This window comes from Streptomyces sp. NPDC054887 (genome assembly GCF_053610585.1).
The window spans coordinates 48,132-65,471 of sequence record NZ_JBSGYQ010000003.1; the positions used below are offsets into that span (position 1 = coordinate 48,132).

Consider the following 17,340-nt stretch of genomic DNA (forward strand, 5'->3'; position numbering starts at 1 on the left):
GGCGCGCGGGGCGCTCACAGGGCGCTGTAGACCGCCTCCACCAGCGCCATCTTGCGCGGGTCGTCGGCGATGTTCGGGCCCATTCGGTTCATCACGTACCCCATGCCGAGGCCGGCCTCGGGGTCCGCGAGGCCGCAGGAGCCGCCGAACCCGTCGTGCCCGAAGGCCCGCGGGTTCGGTCCGTACGAACCGCGCGGGCCGCTCAGCCACAGGCCGAGCCCGATCTCCGTGTCGTGGCCGAGCCCCGCACCGAGCACCAGGTCCCTGTCGCCGCCCTGCCCCTCGCGGGCCCGCTCGACCATGTCGCGGGAGAGTACCCGGCGCTCGCCCAGACGCCCGCCGCCGGCGTAGATCCCGTAGAGGGCGGCCACCGCGCGGGCCGTTCCGTGGCCGTTCGCGGCGGGCACCTCGGCGGCCCGCCACTCGGGGGTGTTGGCCTGCGCCGCGCCGGGGCCCGGGTTGAGCAGGGCCGCGAGCGCGACCGGCTCCAGGGCGGCGAAGAGCGCCGCCTGCTCACCGGTGGGCTCGGTCCGGGCGTGCACGAGTTCGGCGGCCCGCCCGGCCTCCCGCTCCGGCAGCCCGATCGTGAAGTCGATGCCGAGCGGCCCGGTGACCTCCCGGCGGAGATACGCGCCGGGGAGCAGGCCCGTGACGCGCCGGACGACCTCGCCGACCAGGAACCCGTACGTGATCGCGTGGTAGCCGGACCGCGTGCCCGGTTCCCACCACGGCTCGGTGGCGGCGAGGCGCGCGCAGGTCAGCTCCCAGTCGTACAGCTCGGCGAAGGTGTGCGGCTCGCGCAGCCCGGCGAGTCCGGCCCGGTGCGACAGGAGGTGGCGTACGGGAACGGCTTCCTTGCCGGCGGCCGCGAACTCCGGCCAGTACGACGCGACCGGGGCGTCGAGATCGAGCAGCCCCCGGTCGGCCAGCAGATGGGCGCAGAGGGCGGTCGGCCCCTTGGTGGTCGACCACACGTTGACCACGGTGTCCCGCTCCCACGGCCGGCTGCGCGCGGCGTCGGCCCAGCCGCCCCAGAGGTCGACCACCGTCTCGTCGCCGACCAGCACGGTGACGGCGGCGCCCAGCTCACCGCGCTCCCGGAAGTTCTCCTCGAACACGGCGCGCACGGCGGCGAAACGGTCGTCGCAGTGACCGTGGATCTCAGGGACGGGCGCAGGCGTGGGCCGGCTCATCGAGGCCTCCGGACGGCAGTCGGCTGGGTCGCAGAGCAACATACCGACTGGTCGGGCTGACCGGAAGACGGCAGGCCCGCCCGACATCCGCGACGGGCCCCGCGGACCACGCCCCGTGCGGAGTGCGGCCCGCCGGGACACCTCCGCCGCACGTCCGCGCACGGCGAACCGGACTGTCCCGGCCGGACGCGCCGGCCCGGACAGCCGCGGCGGCAGGTCAGATGTTGACGCCGAAGTCCGTCGCGATGCCGCGCAGGCCCGAGGCGTAGCCCTGGCCGACGGCGCGGAACTTCCACTCGGCGCCGTTGCGGTACAGCTCGCCGAAGACCATGGCGGTCTCGGTCGAGGCGTCCTCGGAGAGGTCGTACCGCGCGAGCTCGTTGTTGTCCGCCTGGTTGACGACCCGGATGAAGGCGTTGCGCACCTGGCCGAAGCTCTGGCCGCGGCTCTCGCCCTCGTGGATCGAGACCGGGAAGACGATCTTGTCGACCTCGGCGGGCACGGTCGAGAGGCTCACCTTGATCTGCTCGTCGTCGCCCTCGCCCTCACCGGTGAGGTTGTCACCGGTGTGCTCGACCGAGCCGTCCGGGCTCTTGAGGTTGTTGAAGAAGACGAAGTGCTGGTCCGACACGACCTTGCTGTTGACATCGAGCAGCAGGGCGCTGGCATCGAGGTCGAAGTCGGTCCCGGTCGTGCTGCGTACGTCCCAGCCCAGGCCCACCGTGACGGCGGTCAGGCCGGGGGCCTCCTTGGAGAGCGAGACGTTGCCGCCCTTGGAGAGACTGACACCCATGAAGATCCCTGCTCAATCCGGCGCGGGCCGCGCCCTTTGACGATCTCTTTGCCCAACCCGCCAACGCTTGCGCGGCCCGCTCAGTTCCCGGCCGCCGCAGTCAGTCCTCCGAATGGCCGACCGGGATGACGAGTTCGGGGCGGTCCCACATCACCGCGGGCGGGTTGGCGCGCTCGGTTCCGGTCCGCCGCCCGCCCACGCCGAGGTAGAAGCCCTCGGCGGGCGGGTGCGAGACCACCCGCACGCCGGTGATCCCCGCGGCGCGCGCCTCGCCGCGCAGGTGACCGACGAGCCGGCGGCCGATGCCGAGGCCCTGGGCCGAGTCGGCCACGAACATCAGGTCGAGCTCCGGCGGTTCCAATATCAACGAGTAGAAGCCGAGCACCCGGTCGTCCCCGGCGTCGACCGCCACGAAGACCCGGTGCGCCTCGATGTAGTCCGGCCCCACCCGGTACCCGGCGACCATGGGTGCGTACGGCCCCTCGTACGCGCCGGAGCTCCGCACGAGCCTGGTGAGACGCTTCGCGTCCCGTGCGGTGGCCCGCCGGATGCTTGTAACGCGTGAAGCCATATCGAGAGTATTACCCACCGTCCGGCTCCGGGGCCACGGCCGCCGGCCGCGAACCCCGCTGTTCACGCGGCGGCTCCGGCGGCCGGCCCTCCGCGTCACCGGTTCGACCGTCGCCGCCGCCATGCTCCTTGCGCGATCGGCCCCGAACCGGACGGAGAACGGCTCCCATGCGCCCCACAGTCACAGCCACAGCGACAGCCGCAGTCACAGCAGCAGGCACCGGCACATCAGCAGTCACAGCCGCAGCCATAAGCGCAGCCGCACCAGTCGCCGCCCCGAACCCCGCCTCCGCGTACGTCACCTCCATCGCCCACTCCCAGGAGCAGATCCGGGCCGCGCAGCGGCTGCGCCACCGCGTCTTCGCCGAGGAGATGGGCGCGCGCCTCGACTCGCCCCTGCCCGGGCACGACATCGACGCGTACGACGACCTCGCCGACCACCTCGTCGTCACCGAGACCGCGACCGGCGAGGTCGTCGGCACGTACCGGCTGCTGCCGCCCGGCCGCACCGCGCACTCCTACTCCGACGGCGAGTTCGACCTGACGGCCCTCGACGGGCTGCGGCCGTCGATGATCGAGGCCGGCCGCTCCTGCGTCCACCCCGACCACCGCTCGGGCGCGGTGATCAACCTGATGTGGTCCGCGCTCGCCCGGTACGTCCTGCTCTCCGGCCACCGCTACCTGGCCGGCTGCGCCTCCGTACCCCTGTCGGACGGCGGTGCGACGGCCGCCGGCGCCTGGCTGCTCGGCACGGCCAGGCACTCCTCGCCGCCCGAGCTGAGGGTGCACCCCCGCCGTCCCTGGACGCCCGCCGAACTGCCGTCCGAGCGGCCGGGGTACGCCGGCCTGCCGCCCCTGCTGCGGGGCTACTTCCGGCTCGGCGCGTGGATGTGCGGGGCGCCCACCCACGACCCCGAGTTCGACGTCGCCGACTTCTTCGTCCTGCTCGACATGGACCGGCTGGGGGACCGCTACCGCCGTTACTTCCTCGGCGAGGAGCGGTGAGCCCGTGGGCCGTCGACGCGGGGTGCCGCCCGCACTGCGCTGCCCACGCGGCCCCCGCGGTGCCGGCCGCGCGGGCCGTACGGCGCTGCGTGCGGCTCGCGGGCGCGGTCGCCCGCGCGGTGTCCTGCGGCGAGCGGCTCGCCGAACCCCCGGTACTGCGCGAGCGGGCGAGGAGCATGCTCGCCGCCCTCGGGACAACCCTCGCGGCCGATCCCGGACCCCTGAGCGTGCCCAGGGGTGACGGCGGGCCCGGCACCCTCGTCGTGGCCAACCACGTCTCCTGGCTCGACGTCGTCGCCGTACTCGCCGTGGAGCCCGTCACCCTGCTCGCCAAGCGCGAGATCGGGCAGTGGCCGGTCGTCGGAACCCTCGCCCGGCGCGTCGGCACGCGCTTCGTCGACCGGGAGAAGCCCCGCGAGCTGCCCCACGTCGTCGACGACGTGGCGCGCCTGCTCCGGTCGGGCAGGTCCGTACTGGTCTTCCCCCAGGCCACCACGTGGTGCTCCGCGCCCGGCGGCCGGTTCCGGCGGGCCGTGTTCCAGGCGGCGCTCGACGCGGGGGCGCCGGTGCGCCCGGTGACGATCGCCTACGAGCAGGCGGGCGCCCCCAGCACGGTGGCCGCGTTCCTCGGCGACGAGGACTTCGCGACCTCGCTGCGCCGGGTGGCCGGCGCGTCCGGCCTGACCGTACGGATCACTCCCCGCCCACCGCTGCCGCACACCGACCGGCGGTCCCTGGCCGCGGCGGCGCGGGCGGCCGTCGGCGGCGAGCACCCCCTGACCACAGCGAGCGGCGACACGTACCCCTGCCCCGCGCGCTGACGGCCAGGGGGCCGCCTGCGGAGTGACGCCCGCTGTGCGCGCGACAGGCCGCCTGCGGGGTGACGCCCGCTGTGCGCGCGACCGCTGCCCCCGGCCGGCCCGCTTACCCGGTCAGCACTCGATGATGTTCACCGCGAGGCCGCCGCGCGCGGTTTCCTTGTACTTGACCGACATGTCCGCGCCGGTCTCCTTCATGGTCTTGATGACCTTGTCCAGGGAGACCTTGTGGCTGCCGTCGCCGCGCATCGCCATCTTCGCCGCCGTGACGGCCTTCACCGCCGCCATGCCGTTGCGCTCGATGCACGGGATCTGGACCAGGCCGCCGACCGGGTCGCAGGTCAGGCCCAGGTTGTGCTCCATGCCGATCTCGGCGGCGTTCTCGACCTGCTCCGGCGATCCGCCCAGCACCTCGGCCAGCGCGCCCGCCGCCATCGAGCAGGCCGAGCCGACCTCGCCCTGGCAGCCGACCTCGGCACCGGAGATCGACGCGTTCTCCTTGAAGAGCATGCCGATCGCGCCCGCGGAGAGCAGGAAGCGGACCACGCCCTCCTCGTCCGCGCCGGGCACGAAGTTCATGTAGTAGTGCAGGACGGCGGGGATGATGCCGGCGGCGCCGTTGGTCGGCGCGGTGACGACGCGGCCGCCCGCCGCGTTCTCCTCGTTGACCGCCATGGCGTAGAGGGTGATCCACTCCATGGACAGGGCCAGCGGGTCGCCCTCGGAGCGGAGCTTGCGCGCGGTGTTCGCGGCCCGCCTGCGCACCTTCAGGCCGCCGGGCAGGATGCCCTCCTGGGACATGCCGCGCGCGACGCAGTCCTGCATGGCCCGCCAGATCTCCAGCAGCCCCTCGCGGATCTCCGTCTCGGTGCGCCACGCCTTCTCGTTCTCCAGCATCAGCGCGGAGATCGACAGACCGGTGTCCTTCGCCAGGCGCAGCAGCTCGTCACCGGTGCGGAAGGGGTACTTCAGCACCGTGTCGTCGAGCTTGATCCGGTCCTCGCCGACGGCGTCCTCGTCGACGACGAAGCCGCCGCCCACCGAGTAGTACGTCTTCTCCAGCAGCGCCGTGCCCTCGGCGTCGAACGCCCACAGCGTCATGCCGTTGGCGTGGTACGGCAGGGCCTTGCGGCGGTGCAGGATCAGGTCCTCGTCGAAGTCGAAGCCGATCTCGTGCGCGCCGAGCAGCTCGATGCGCCCGTCCGCCTTGATCCGCTCGAACTGCTCGTCGGCGGTCTCGACGTCGACCGTGCGCGGGGAGTTGCCCGCCAGGCCGAGGAGGACCGCCTTGGGAGTGCCGTGGCCGTGCCCGGTCGCCCCGAGCGAGCCGAACAGCTCGGCGCGTATGGACGTGGTGTGCGCCAGCAGTCCGTCGTTCTTCAGACGGCCCGCGAACAGGCGGGCCGCCCGCATCGGGCCGACCGTGTGGGAGCTGGACGGGCCGATGCCGATCGAGAACAGGTCGAAGACCGAGATGGCCACGGGGGAACTCCTCAGGGTGGGTAGACGCCGCTGTCTGCCGGGGTGGTGCAGATGATCAAGGGCGGGTACAAGAGCCGGGGCACCGCACTCACTGTTCAGTGTGCGCGGCGCCCCGTTGTTCAGTCTGTGTCGTACGTAACTACTTCAGACCAGGGTAAAGCGGGTGCTTGCCGGCCAGCGCCGTGACGCGGGCCGAAAGGGCGTCGGCGTCGTACGACGGCTTCAGGGCCTCGGCGATGATGTCCGCCACCTCGGCGAAGTCCTCGGCCTGGAAACCGCGCGTGGCCAGGGCCGGCGTACCGATCCGCAGACCCGAGGTGACCATCGGCGGGCGGGGGTCGTTCGGGATGGCGTTGCGGTTGACCGTGATGCCCAGGCCGTGGAGGCGGTCCTCGGCCTGCTGGCCGTCCAGCTCGGAGTTCCGCAGGTCGACGAGGACCAGGTGGACGTCCGTGCCGCCGGTGAGGACGGACACGCCGTGCTCGGTGACGTCGGCGCGCACCAGGCGCTCGGCCAGGATGCGGGCGCCGTCCAGGGTGCGCTGCTGGCGCTCCCTGAACTCCTCGCTCGCGGCGACCTTGAAGGACACGGCCTTCGCGGCGATGACGTGCTCCAGCGGGCCGCCCTGCTGACCGGGGAAGACCGCCGAGTTGATCTTCTTGGCGAGCTCGGCGGTGGAGAGGATCACTCCGCCGCGCGGGCCGCCCAGCGTCTTGTGCGTGGTCGTGGTGACGACGTGGGCGTGCGGCACCGGGTTGGGGTGCAGGCCCGCGGCGACCAGACCGGCGAAGTGCGCCATGTCGACCATGAGGTACGCGCCGACCTCGTCCGCGATGCGGCGGAAGGCGGCGAAGTCCAGCTGGCGCGGGTACGCGGACCAGCCGGCCACGATCAGCTTCGGCTTGGACTCCTTGGCGAGGCGCTCGACCTCGGCCATGTCGACCTCGCCGGTGGCGTCGTCCACGTGGTACGCGACCACGTTGTAGAGCTTGCCGGAGAAGTTGATCTTCATGCCGTGGGTCAGGTGACCGCCGTGGGCCAGGTTGAGGCCCATGATCGTGTCGCCCGGCTTCAGCAGCGCGAACATCGCGGCGGCGTTGGCCTGCGCGCCCGAGTGGGGCTGCACGTTCGCGTGCTCGGCGCCGAAGAGCGCCTTGATGCGGTCGATCGCGATCTGCTCGACCACGTCGACGTGCTCGCAGCCGCCGTAGTAACGGCGGCCGGGGTAGCCCTCGGCGTACTTGTTGGTGAGTACGGAGCCCTGGGCCTCCATGACCGCGACCGGGGCGAAGTTCTCCGAGGCGATCATTTCGAGGGTGGACTGCTGGCGGAGCAGCTCGGCGTCGACGGCGGCGGCGACGTCCGGGTCGAGCTCATGCAGGGGAGTGTTGAGAAGCGTCATCACGGTCCCGATCGAGGTCTTAGTTGCCGGAGGAGAAGGCGTCGTACTCGTCGGCGGAGAGCAGGTCGCCCGGCTCGTCCGTGACGCGCACCTTGAAGAGCCAGCCGCCCTCGAAGGGGGCGGAGTTCACCAGCGACGGGTCGTCGACGACGTCCTGGTTCGCCTCGACGACCTCGCCGGTCACCGGGGAGTACAGGTCGCTGACCGACTTGGTCGACTCCAGCTCGCCACAGGACTCGCCCGCGCTCACCGTGTCGCCGACGTCCGGGAGCTGTGCGTACACGACGTCACCGAGCGCGTTGGCCGCGAACTCCGTGATGCCGACCGTCGCCACGCCGTCCTCGGCGGTCGACAGCCACTCGTGCTCCTTGCTGTAACGCAGCTGCTGGGGGTTGCTCATGACCTGAATTCTCCTGTACGCGGGGCAGTGGTGGTGAACGGGGCGGTTGTGCGGGGGGTCACTTCTGGCGCTTGTAGAACGGCAGCGCGACGACCTCGTACGGCTCATGCGTACCGCGGATGTCGACGCCGACACCGGAGGTGCCCGGCGCAGCGTGCGCGGCGTCGACGTACGCCATGGCGATCGGCCTGCCCAGCGTGGGGGAGGGGGCCCCGGAGGTGACCTCGCCGATCACCTCGCCGCCTGCGACCACGGGGAAACCGGCGCGCGGGACGCGGCGGCCCTCGGCGACCAGGCCGACCAGCTTGCGCGGCGGGGCGGTCTCGGCGCGCTCGGCGGCGACCAGAAGCGCGGCGCGGCCGACGAAGTCGCCCTCCTTCTCGAACTTCACGACCCGGCCAAGACCCGCGTCGAACGGCGTCAGCGCCGTGGTCAGCTCGTGCCCGTACAGCGGCATGCCCGCCTCCAGGCGCAGGGTGTCGCGGCAGGAGAGGCCGGCCGGGACCAGGCCGGCGTCCTTGCCCGCCTCGGTCAGCGCCTGCCACAGCGTCTCGGCGTGCCGCGGCTCCACGAACAGCTCGAAGCCGTCCTCGCCGGTGTAGCCGGTACGGGCGATGAGCGCCGGGACGCCGGCGACGGTGCCGGGCAGGCCGGCGTAGTACTTCAGCCCGTCCAGGTCGGCGTCGGTGACCGACTTGAGGATGCCGGGGGACTCGGGGCCCTGGACGGCGATCAGGGCGTACGCGTCGCGGTCGTCCCGTACCACGGCGTCGAAGCCGGCGGCGCGCTCGGTGATCGCGTCGAGGACGACCTGGGCGTTACCGGCATTGGCGACCACCATGTACTCGGTCTCGCCCAGGCGGTAGACGATCAGGTCGTCGACGATCCCGCCGTCCTCCTGGCAGATCATCGTGTACCGGGCGCGGCCGAGGCCGATGGTGCCGATGTTCCCCACGAGGGCGTAGTCGAGGGCGTTCACGGCCTGCGGGCCGGTGACGGTGATCTCGCCCATGTGGGAGAGGTCGAAGAGGCCGGCGCGGGTGCGGACGGCGTTGTGCTCGTCGCGCTCGCTGGCGTACCGCAGCGGCATGTCCCAGCCCGCGAAGTCGGTCATGGTCGCGCCCAGCGCACGATGAGTGGCGTCGAGGGCGGTGTGACGGGGGACATTGCTCATGTGCGGGACTCCCAGGGCATGACAGGCGAGGACGATCCTCCCCATCTGTCATCGGAACCTGAGAGGTTCACCGGGAGAGTCCCGGCTTGCACCTTGGGTGGAGCCGCGGCGAAGCGGCTCGCTTTTCAGATCTGCCTCGCCCGCGCGGTACGGGGCCTGAGAGATTCAAGGGAGGAACTTGCTCCTTCGGCGTCCTCGGCACACAGTGCTTCGGACTCTCCCGCGCGGGTTCAAGCGGCCGGTATGGAGTTGGCGCGCACATCATTGCACGCGGGCGGCGGCCCGACAGCACCTGGGCGGATCCTGAAATGGACTTGTGGCGCATTACCTTTTCTTTACACTTTGTGGGCAAGGGTGGGGGAGGGTGGGGGACACCCGACAGGGGGAAGACGATGACGTTGCAGCAGCCCGGTGTGTACGCGACGACCGCGGGGACCGCGCACCGCGCGGTGCCCGCCCAGCAGGGTGTGCCGGTGCGGGCCGCCCGCCGGCCGGCACCCGTCGTCCGCGACCTGCGCGAGCGCGGGGGGCGCGGCCCGCGGGCGCTGTCCTTCGCGGCCGGTGACACGGTGGTGGTGTCCGGCCTGCCGGGCAGCGGCAAGAGCACTCTGATCCGGCGTACGGCGAGCACGGCGGCGCACCGGATCGACTCGCAGGACGCGCGGGAGCGCTGGGAGGCGCTGATGCCCCGCCTGCTGCCGTACGCGCTCTACCGGCCGCTGGTGCGCGCGGCGCACTACGCCGGGCTGTGGCGCGCGCTGCACTCGGGCGAGGGCGTCGTGGTGCACGACTGCGGTACGCAGACCTGGGTGCGGCGGTGGCTGGCGCGCGACGCCCGCCGCCGGGGCGTCGCGCTGCACCTGGTGCTCCTGGACGTGACGGCGGACGTGGCGCGGGCCGGCCAGCAGGAGCGCGGCCGCGGGGTCTCCGGTTACGCCTTCGCCCGGCACCGGCGGGCGGTGGGCCGGCTGGTGCGCGACGCGGAGGCGGGCCGGCTGCCCGCGGGCTGCGCGTCGGCGGTCCTGCTCGACCGGGACGCGGCGGGCGCGCTGAAGGTCATCGACTTCCTCGCCCCGGCGGCCGGCGGCCCCTGCGGCGGCTGACGGCCGGGGGCCCGGGGGAGCCCGGGGGAGCCCGGGGGACGACGGGCGCGTCGCGTTAAAGTCGTGCCGTGGATTACCCAGACTTCCCGGTAGCGGCCCACCCGCACGGCGGCAGCGGCTGGCCCGGCAACGAGCTCGAAGAGGTGCTGGGCGCCTCGCTCGGCAACCCCGCCGCGGGCGGCCGCATAGTCGAGGTGCTCGGGCGCAGCCAGGTGTGGGTGCCGCTGCCCTCCGGCGGCGGGCCCGACTCCCCGAACCTCGACCTGCCGACCGTGCTGATCCACGGCGAGGCGTACGTGCCCGTCTACAGCTCCGAGGAGCAGCTCCGCCACTGCGCGGGACCCCACATGTCCTTCACCGTGGCGCCCGCCCGGGAGTTCGCCCGGGGGCTGCCCCCGCAGCTCGGCATCGCGGTGAACCCGGACGGCGCGGTCGGCGTGCCGCTGCCGCCCGCCGCCGTGGCCGAGCTCTGCCGGGCCGGCCGTACCCCGCTGGACGGGCCGGCCAGTGGCGGCCGGGTCCGGCTCTTCGAGCCGGACTGGCAGGAGGAGCCGGTCGACTTCCTGTCCGCCGCCGCCGGGGAGTTCCAGGAGAGCGGTGTGGTGCTGACCGCCCGCCGCGCCCTGGCCAGCGTCGAGGGCGGCCCCGCGACGCTCTTCGTCGGCGTACAGCTGTCCGCCTGGGAGGGCGCCGACCGCAACGCCCCGATGGACGCGCTGGGCCGGGCGCTCGGCCGCGTCCAGGTGCCGTGGGAGGTCAACCTGGTCCTGCTGGACGTGGCACAGGACCCGGTCGCCGCGTGGATGCTGGAGAAGGTCCGGCCCTTCTACACCCGCGCCTGACGCCCGGACGCCCGGCGCGCACCGGCCCGGCTCCGGGCGCCGGACCCGGCTCGCACGGGCGTGCCCGGCCGCCGGCGGGCGCACACCGCCGCCCGATCCCCGCCCGACCCGTGCTCCGCGCCGGTGGTGCCGCTTAAGCTTGGTCGACAACCGACACGGTGGATCGAAGAGGGGCGGGACCCAGGGTGAGCGCGTCAGGCACTGCGGCGGCCGGGCAGGTCGAGCACATGCTGCGCCAGGTGACACCCGGGCGTTACGACGCGTACGAGGCGCTCCTGCGCGCCCTCGCGGATCCGGCGGGCGGCGAGTTGTGGATGCTGCTGTGGCACGGTCAGGCCGGGTCGCCGGACGCCCAGTACGGGAACATGGACGTCGACGGCCTCGGTTACGCGCCGTGCGTCACTTCCGCCCAGGAGCTGGCCGCGAGCGGCTGGAGCCGGGCGTACGAGGTGGTGCCCGCCCGCGACGTCGCCCGGGCGCTGTTCCCCGACCGCTGGGGCATCTGGCTCAACCCGCACGCCCCCGGCGGCGGCGTCGGCATCCCCTGGCTCGACCTGCGGCGCATCGCGACCGGACTCGACCGGATGCCGGCGGGACCGCTGCGGCTTTCCGAACCGGCCGTCGAGATCCCGCAGTTCTACGCCCTGCTGACCCAGAACGCCCACCGGACGCCGGCAGTCCGCGCGCTGCGCCGCGCCTGGGTGCAGCCGGCGCTCGGGGCGCCGTACCTGGCCATCGGGCTCGATCTCTACGACACGGGCCAGCAGTCCGTGGACTCCGTGCGCGCGATGATGCAGCAGTCGATCGGCGTGGTTCCCGAAGGGCTGCCGGTGTCCACCGTCGCGATGTCCGACGAGTACGACCCCGTGTCCATGTGGCTGCGCGCCAACGCCCGCCCGTTCTACGACCGCGAGGCCCACGCGCCCGCCGCCCCCGCCACCGCCCCGCAGGGCGGCTACGGCTACCCGGCGCCGCGCGCCTACTGAGACGCTCCTCCCTCACGGTCGCCACGGCCCCCGCGGCCGGCCATGGCCCGCCACGGCCGCCACGGCCCAATTTAGCGGCGCATGAAGGCCGTTGGGCGGCATGTCCGGTCTGGTGCAATCGACCGCTTCTGATCCGCTGAGCCGATCGCGGCGTCCGCATAACGGAAGACCACAGGCCACATCACGGTTGCGCATCCATTGCCCGCCAGGTCTGGCGGGTGATCGCGCGCTCATTGAAGACTCCCGCAACAAGGAACGTCGGTCCTGTGTGCGACCCGCTTCCCCGTGATGTCAACTGCGTTTGTCCGAGCACCTTCTGCACGTTTCCGCACCACTTGCACCTGCGATGCGAACAAGCCGCTACAGCGGCAGGCGCGGGCCGACCACCCGTCGGCCGAGCCGAGAGGGGTCCCCACCACGATGACGGCACCACTGCACGACACGAGCGCGGCAGAGACCGCGGCCGTTGACGTCGCGGCCGATGTTCCGGCGAAAGCCATCGAAGGCCGCTCGCCCTGGAAGATCGCATGGGTGCGTCTGAAGCGCGACAAGGTCGCGCTGGCCGGCGGCGTCGTCGTGTTGTTCCTGATCCTGGTCGCGGTCTTCGCGCCCTTGATCGTCAGCGCGTTCGGCCACCCGCCGAACGACTTCCACGAGGACAAGATCGACCCGCTGTTCGGCACGCCGATCGGCAGCTGGGGCGGCATGAGCTCCGACTTCCTGCTGGGAGTCGAACCGGTCAACGGCCGCGACGTGTTCAGCCGCCTCGTCTACGGAGCCCGGATCTCGCTGCTGGTCGCCTTCCTCGCGGCCCTCTTCGCCGTCGCGCTCGGCACGGTCTTCGGGATCATCGCCGGCTACTTCGGCGGCTGGGTCGACGCGGCGATCAGCCGTGTGATGGACGTACTGCTGGCCTTCCCGCAGCTCCTCTTCATCATCGCGCTGGTCTCGGTACTGCCCAACTCCCTCTGGGGGTTCAGCGGTTCCGGTGTGCGCATCGGCGCGCTCATCGTGGTCATCGGCTTCTTCGGGTGGCCGTACGTCGGCCGGATCGTCCGGGGCCAGACGCTCTCCCTGCGGGAGCGCGAGTACGTCGAGGCGGCTCGCAGCCTCGGCGCGGGCCGGACGTACATCCTGTTCAAGGAGCTGCTGCCCAACCTGGTCGCGCCGATCACCGTCTACACGACGCTGATGATCCCGACCAACGTCCTGAGCGAGGCCGCCCTCAGCTTCCTGGGCGCCGGAGTCAAGCCGCCCACCGCCTCCTGGGGCCAGATGCTCTCCAAGGCCAAGGAGTACTACGAGGCGGACCCGATGTTCATGATCGCGCCCGGCGTGGCCATCTTCGTCACGGTCCTGGCCTTCAACCTCTTCGGGGACGGCGTGCGTGACGCGCTGGACCCGAAGGGCTCCCGCTGACCGTTCGTCCCGCACCACCCCACGTTCCCCCCGCGCCGCCCCTGCCGATGTGTCAGGAGGCCACCCAAACCGTCGGTCCCGCGAGGGACCGGCACACTTACGGAGGTTGCTGATCGTGACAGCCAACAGTTCTTCCAGGCGACGGCTCGCCGCAGGCGCGGCGCTCGTCGTCGCCGCGCTCGTCGGAACCACGGCCTGCGGTGGCGGCGGCAAGGACGAGTCCGACGGCAAGGGCAAGGCACCCGGCTTCAACGCGGCCGTCGGCAAGATCGCGAACCCTTCGGACAAGAAGGGCGGCACGATCAAGTTCATCGGTACGCAGGACTCCGACTCCTGGGACCCGCAGCGCGGTTACTACGGCTTCATGTGGGACTTCGCCCGCTACTACACGCGCCAGCTGATCACCTTCAAGCCGGTCGCGGGCACCGAGTCCACCGAGCTCGTCGCCGACATGGCGACCGACACCGGCCAGGTCTCGGCGGACAAGAAGACCTACACCTTCACGCTGAAGGACGGACTGGCCTGGGAGGACGGCAAGCCCGTCACCTCCAAGGACATCAAGTACGGCATCGAGCGCATCTGGGCCCAGGACAAGATCTCCGGCGGCCCGATCTACCTTCAGCAGGTCCTCGACCCGAAGAAGGAGTACAAGGGTCCGTACAAGGACAAGTCGGCCGACAAGCTGGGCCTGAAGGCCATCGAGACGCCGGACGACAAGACCATCGTCTTCAAGCTGCCCAAGCCCAACGGCGACTTCCTCCAGATGCTGGCCATGCCGGCCGCCACGCCGGTCCGCCAGGACAAGGACACGGCCGAGAAGTACGGCCTGAAGCCCTTCTCCAACGGCCCGTACAAGATCGACTCCTACACGCCCAACAAGGGCATGGAGCTGAGCCGCAACCCCAACTGGAAGCGGGAGACCGACACCGTCCGCAAGGCGCTGCCGGACAAGGTCTCGCTCAAGCTCATCACCAACGCCGACGACATGGACAACCGCCTGATCGAGGGCGACTACGACCTCGACGTCAACGCGACCGGCATCAGCCCGGCCGGCCGTACGAAGGCGCTGCGCGACCACAAGGCGAACGTCGACAACCCGCAGACCGGCTTCATCCGGTACGCGGTCTTCCCGCAGACGGTCAAGCCGATGGACAACATCCACTGCCGCAAGGCGGTCATCCACGCCTCCGACCACAAGTCGCTCCAGACCGCGCGCGGCGGCCCCATGGCGGGCGGCGACATCGCCACCAACATGCTGCCGCCGAGCATCAAGGGCTCGGACGCGAAGTACGACCCGTACAACGTCCTCAAGGACACCACGGGCAACGTCGCCAAGGCCAAGGAGGAGCTCAAGGCCTGCGGCAAGCCGAACGGCTTCGAGACCACCATCGCGGTCCGCAACAACAAGCCGCAGGAGATCGCCACCGCCGAGTCGATGCAGGCGTCGCTGGCGAAGGTCGGCATCAAGGTGCAGATCGACCAGTACGACGGTGCGCAGACCTCCGGCATCATCGGCGCTCCCAAGAACGTCGAGAAGAAGAACTACGGCATCATCATCATGGGCTGGGGCGCCGACTTCCCGAGCGGCCAGGGCTTCTCGCAGCCGCTCGTCGACAGCCGCTTCATCCTCGACAGCGGCAACAACAACTTCTCGATGCTGAAGGACAAGTCGATCGACGGCCTGTTCGACAAGGCGATGCTGGAGACGGACCCCGACAAGGCCGCCGAGTTCTACAAGCAGATCAACGAGAAGGTCTCCGAGCACGCGGTCTACCTGCCCTTCACCTTCGAGAAGAACGTGATCTGGCGCAGCTCGCGGCTGACCAACGTCTACACGGCCGACTCCTACAACGGCCGCTACGACTACGCCTCCCTCGGCGTCAAGTGACCGTCCGTTCGCTCCGCCGGCACACCCGCCGCTAAGCCCGAAGGGCAGGTGATGGCCGCGTGCGGCGGCCTGGGAGTCCCTCACCGGACTCCCGGGCCGCCGCCGGGCCGACCGTAGTGCTCGCATACCTCATCAGGCGGCTGACCGCCGTCGTCGTGATGCTGCTCGTGGTCACTCTCGTGACCTTCGGCATCTTCTACGTGATCCCGAAACTGACCGGCAGCGACCCCGCCGCGATGTTCATCGGCAAGCAGGCGGACCCAGGGGCGATCGAAGGCATCCGGGAGAAGCTCGGCCTCGGCGATCCGATCCTGGTGCAGTTCTGGAACTTCGTCAGCGGACTGTTCGTCGGCCGCGACTACACCGGCGGCGGTTCGTCGTTCCACTGCGACGCCCCCTGCTTCGGCTACTCCTTCCGTACGGAGCAGGAGATCTGGCCCGTCCTCACCGAGCGGCTCCCCGTGACGCTGTCCCTGGCGGCCGGCGCGTGCGTGCTGTGGGTCGTCGTCGGTGTCACGACCGGCATCATCTCCGCGCTCAAGCGGGGTACGGCCATCGACCGCACGGCGATGACCATCGCCCTCGCCGGCGTCTCGCTGCCGATCTACTTCACCGCGCTGCTCTCCCTGGCGATCTTCCGCACCCAGCTCGGCTGGTTCGACGCCGAGTACGTGGACATCGCGCAGGACCCGCTCGGCTGGTTCAGCGGCCTGGTGCTCCCGTGGGTGACCCTCGCCTTCCTGTACGCCGCGATGTACGCCCGCCTCACCCGCGCCACCATGCTGGAGGTCCTGGGCGAGGACTACATCCGCACCGCCCGCGCCAAGGGCCTGAGCGAACCGGTCGTCGTGGGCAAGCACGCCCTGCGTTCCACGATGACGCCGATCCTCACCATCCTCGGCATGGACCTCGGCGCCCTCGTCGGCGGCGCGATCCTCACCGAGACCGCCTTCAGCCTCCCCGGCCTCGGCCAGGCGGCGGTCAAGGCGATCGGCGACTTCGACCTTCCGCTCATCCTGGGTGTCACACTCGTCGCCGCCGCGGCCGTCGTGCTCGCGAACCTCGTCGTGGACATCCTGTACTCCGTGATCGACCCCCGAGTGAGGCTCTCGTGACCACTGTGCCCGTCCCGGGAGAGGTCCCCGGAGCCCCCTTGACGAAGACCGGTGCGGTCGGCGAGCCCGTACGCTCCGGGTCCGCGCGGACGGACGCCTTCCTCGACGTGCGCGACCTCAAGGTGCACTTCCCCACCGACGACGGCCTCGTGAAGTCGGTGGACGGGCTGTCCTTCCAGCTGGAGAAGGGCAAGACCCTCGGCATCGTGGGCGAGTCCGGCTCCGGCAAGTCGGTGACCTCGCTCGGCATCATGGGCCTGCACACCGTGGGCCAGTACGGCCGGCGCAAGGCGCAGATCTCCGGCGAGATCTGGCTGGACGGCAAGGAGCTGCTGTCGGCCGACCCCGACGACGTACGCAAGCTGCGCGGCCGGGAGATCTCGATGATCTTCCAGGACCCGCTGTCCGCGCTGCACCCGTACTACACGATCGGCCACCAGATCGTGGAGGCGTACCGCATCCACAACAAGGTCGACAAGAAGACCGCGAAGAAGCGCGCGATCGAACTGCTCGACCGGGTCGGCATCCCGCAGCCCGACAAGCGGTTCGACGGCTACCCGCACGAGTTCTCGGGCGGCATGCGCCAGCGCGCGATGATCGCGATGGCGCTCGTCAACAACCCCGAGCTGCTCATCGCGGACGAGCCGACCACCGCCCTGGACGTCACCGTCCAGGCGCAGATCCTGGACCTGATCCGCGATCTGCAGAAGGAGTTCGGCTCGGCCGTCATCGTCATCACCCACGACCTGGGCGTCGTCGCCGAACTGGCCGACGACATCCTCGTGATGTACGGCGGCCGGTGCGTCGAGCGCGGCCCGGCGGAGAAGGTCTTCTACGAGCCGCAGCACCCGTACACCTGGGGCCTGCTGGGTTCGATGCCGCGCATCGACCGCGACCAGACCGACCGCCTCATCCCGGTCAAGGGCTCCCCGCCCAGCCTGATCAACATCCCGAGCGGCTGCGCCTTCCACCCGCGCTGCCCCTACGCGGACGTGCCCAAGGGCGGGATCACCCGTACCGAGCGGCCGGAACTCAAGGTGCTGCCCGGACAGGAAGCCGACCGGCACTACTCGGCCTGCCACATGGCGGCCGAGGACCGGACGCGGATCTGGACCGAAGAGATTGCGCCGAAGCTGTGAGCGAGACGAAG

Annotated in this window: 16 protein-coding genes and 2 riboswitches; of the genes, 9 read left to right on the forward strand and 7 right to left on the reverse strand. The window is 71.2% G+C overall.

What is annotated here, in order from left to right; genetic code table 11:
* Nucleotides 1-14: 14 nt before the first annotated feature.
* The 3 genes from ACWGH0_RS02625 to ACWGH0_RS02635 form a co-directional block, all read right to left on the reverse strand.
* Nucleotides 15-1,193, reverse strand: coding sequence for a serine hydrolase domain-containing protein (locus ACWGH0_RS02625; RefSeq protein WP_453402287.1), 1,179 nt, complete (start codon nucleotides 1,191-1,193; stop codon nucleotides 15-17).
* 217 nt (nucleotides 1,194-1,410) lie between these two features.
* On the reverse strand, nucleotides 1,411-1,986 hold the full coding sequence (locus tag ACWGH0_RS02630) for a TerD family protein (RefSeq protein WP_453402288.1): 576 nt from the start codon (nucleotides 1,984-1,986) through the stop codon (nucleotides 1,411-1,413).
* A 100-nt stretch (nucleotides 1,987-2,086) separates the two neighbouring features.
* A complete protein-coding gene (locus tag ACWGH0_RS02635; RefSeq protein ID WP_453402289.1) occupies nucleotides 2,087-2,557 on the reverse strand; it encodes a GNAT family N-acetyltransferase in 471 nt (156 codons plus the stop codon).
* 167 nt (nucleotides 2,558-2,724) lie between these two features.
* Between ACWGH0_RS02635 and ACWGH0_RS02640 the strand changes: the two genes are divergently transcribed.
* Entirely contained in the window at nucleotides 2,725-3,561 is an 837-nt protein-coding gene (locus tag ACWGH0_RS02640; RefSeq protein WP_453402290.1) for a GNAT family N-acetyltransferase, read from the forward strand.
* Nucleotides 3,558-4,382 (forward strand): lysophospholipid acyltransferase family protein, encoded by an 825-nt coding sequence (locus tag ACWGH0_RS02645; protein WP_453402291.1) that lies wholly within the window; start codon nucleotides 3,558-3,560, stop codon nucleotides 4,380-4,382. Before ACWGH0_RS02640 ends, ACWGH0_RS02645 begins: the two co-directional genes overlap by 4 nt.
* A 111-nt stretch (nucleotides 4,383-4,493) precedes the next feature.
* On the opposite strand, the gene ACWGH0_RS02650 is transcribed toward ACWGH0_RS02645, so the two are convergent.
* From ACWGH0_RS02650 to gcvT, 4 genes are all read right to left on the reverse strand, one after another.
* Nucleotides 4,494-5,861: an L-serine ammonia-lyase gene (locus ACWGH0_RS02650; protein WP_453402292.1), complete on the reverse strand. Its 1,368-nt coding sequence runs from the start codon at nucleotides 5,859-5,861 to the stop codon at nucleotides 4,494-4,496.
* A gap of 139 nt (nucleotides 5,862-6,000) precedes the next feature.
* Nucleotides 6,001-7,263, reverse strand: a complete 1,263-nt coding sequence (glyA, locus tag ACWGH0_RS02655; protein WP_453402293.1) for a serine hydroxymethyltransferase — start codon at nucleotides 7,261-7,263, stop codon at nucleotides 6,001-6,003.
* Between the two features lie 19 nt (nucleotides 7,264-7,282).
* Nucleotides 7,283-7,663, reverse strand: coding sequence for a glycine cleavage system protein GcvH (gene gcvH / locus ACWGH0_RS02660; protein WP_453402294.1), 381 nt, complete (start codon nucleotides 7,661-7,663; stop codon nucleotides 7,283-7,285).
* 58 nt (nucleotides 7,664-7,721) lie between these two features.
* On the reverse strand, nucleotides 7,722-8,837 hold the full coding sequence (gene gcvT / locus ACWGH0_RS02665) for a glycine cleavage system aminomethyltransferase GcvT (protein WP_453402295.1): 1,116 nt from the start codon (nucleotides 8,835-8,837) through the stop codon (nucleotides 7,722-7,724).
* A gap of 35 nt (nucleotides 8,838-8,872) precedes the next feature.
* Nucleotides 8,873-8,972: riboswitch (glycine riboswitch) on the reverse strand.
* A riboswitch (glycine riboswitch) is annotated at nucleotides 8,973-9,070 on the reverse strand.
* Between the two features lie 159 nt (nucleotides 9,071-9,229).
* On the opposite strand from gcvT, the gene ACWGH0_RS02670 reads away from it, so the two are divergent.
* The 7 genes from ACWGH0_RS02670 (at nucleotide 9,230) to ACWGH0_RS02700 (ending at nucleotide 17,329) form a co-directional block, all read left to right on the forward strand.
* On the forward strand, nucleotides 9,230-9,940 hold the full coding sequence (locus tag ACWGH0_RS02670; RefSeq protein ID WP_453402296.1) for an AAA family ATPase: 711 nt from the start codon (nucleotides 9,230-9,232) through the stop codon (nucleotides 9,938-9,940).
* A gap of 68 nt (nucleotides 9,941-10,008) precedes the next feature.
* Nucleotides 10,009-10,782 carry an enhanced serine sensitivity protein SseB gene (locus ACWGH0_RS02675; protein WP_453402297.1) on the forward strand — a complete coding sequence of 258 codons (774 nt, stop codon included), beginning with the start codon at nucleotides 10,009-10,011 and terminating at the stop codon, nucleotides 10,780-10,782.
* Between the two features lie 185 nt (nucleotides 10,783-10,967).
* Nucleotides 10,968-11,768 carry an enhanced serine sensitivity protein SseB C-terminal domain-containing protein gene (locus tag ACWGH0_RS02680; protein ID WP_453402298.1) on the forward strand — a complete coding sequence of 267 codons (801 nt, stop codon included), beginning with the start codon at nucleotides 10,968-10,970 and terminating at the stop codon, nucleotides 11,766-11,768.
* A gap of 420 nt (nucleotides 11,769-12,188) precedes the next feature.
* Complete coding sequence (locus ACWGH0_RS02685; protein ID WP_093798900.1) at nucleotides 12,189-13,187, forward strand: ABC transporter permease; 999 nt, start codon at nucleotides 12,189-12,191, stop codon at nucleotides 13,185-13,187.
* Nucleotides 13,188-13,299: 112 nt separating this feature from the next.
* The gene (locus ACWGH0_RS02690) at nucleotides 13,300-15,075 is read left to right on the forward strand and encodes an ABC transporter substrate-binding protein (RefSeq protein ID WP_453402393.1); all 1,776 of its coding nucleotides are present in this window, start codon (nucleotides 13,300-13,302) and stop codon (nucleotides 15,073-15,075) included.
* Between the two features lie 116 nt (nucleotides 15,076-15,191).
* Complete coding sequence (locus ACWGH0_RS02695) at nucleotides 15,192-16,190, forward strand: ABC transporter permease (RefSeq protein WP_453402299.1); 999 nt, start codon at nucleotides 15,192-15,194, stop codon at nucleotides 16,188-16,190.
* Between the two features lie 38 nt (nucleotides 16,191-16,228).
* Complete coding sequence (locus tag ACWGH0_RS02700) at nucleotides 16,229-17,329, forward strand: ABC transporter ATP-binding protein (protein WP_453402300.1); 1,101 nt, start codon at nucleotides 16,229-16,231, stop codon at nucleotides 17,327-17,329.
* Nucleotides 17,330-17,340 lie beyond the last annotated feature (11 nt).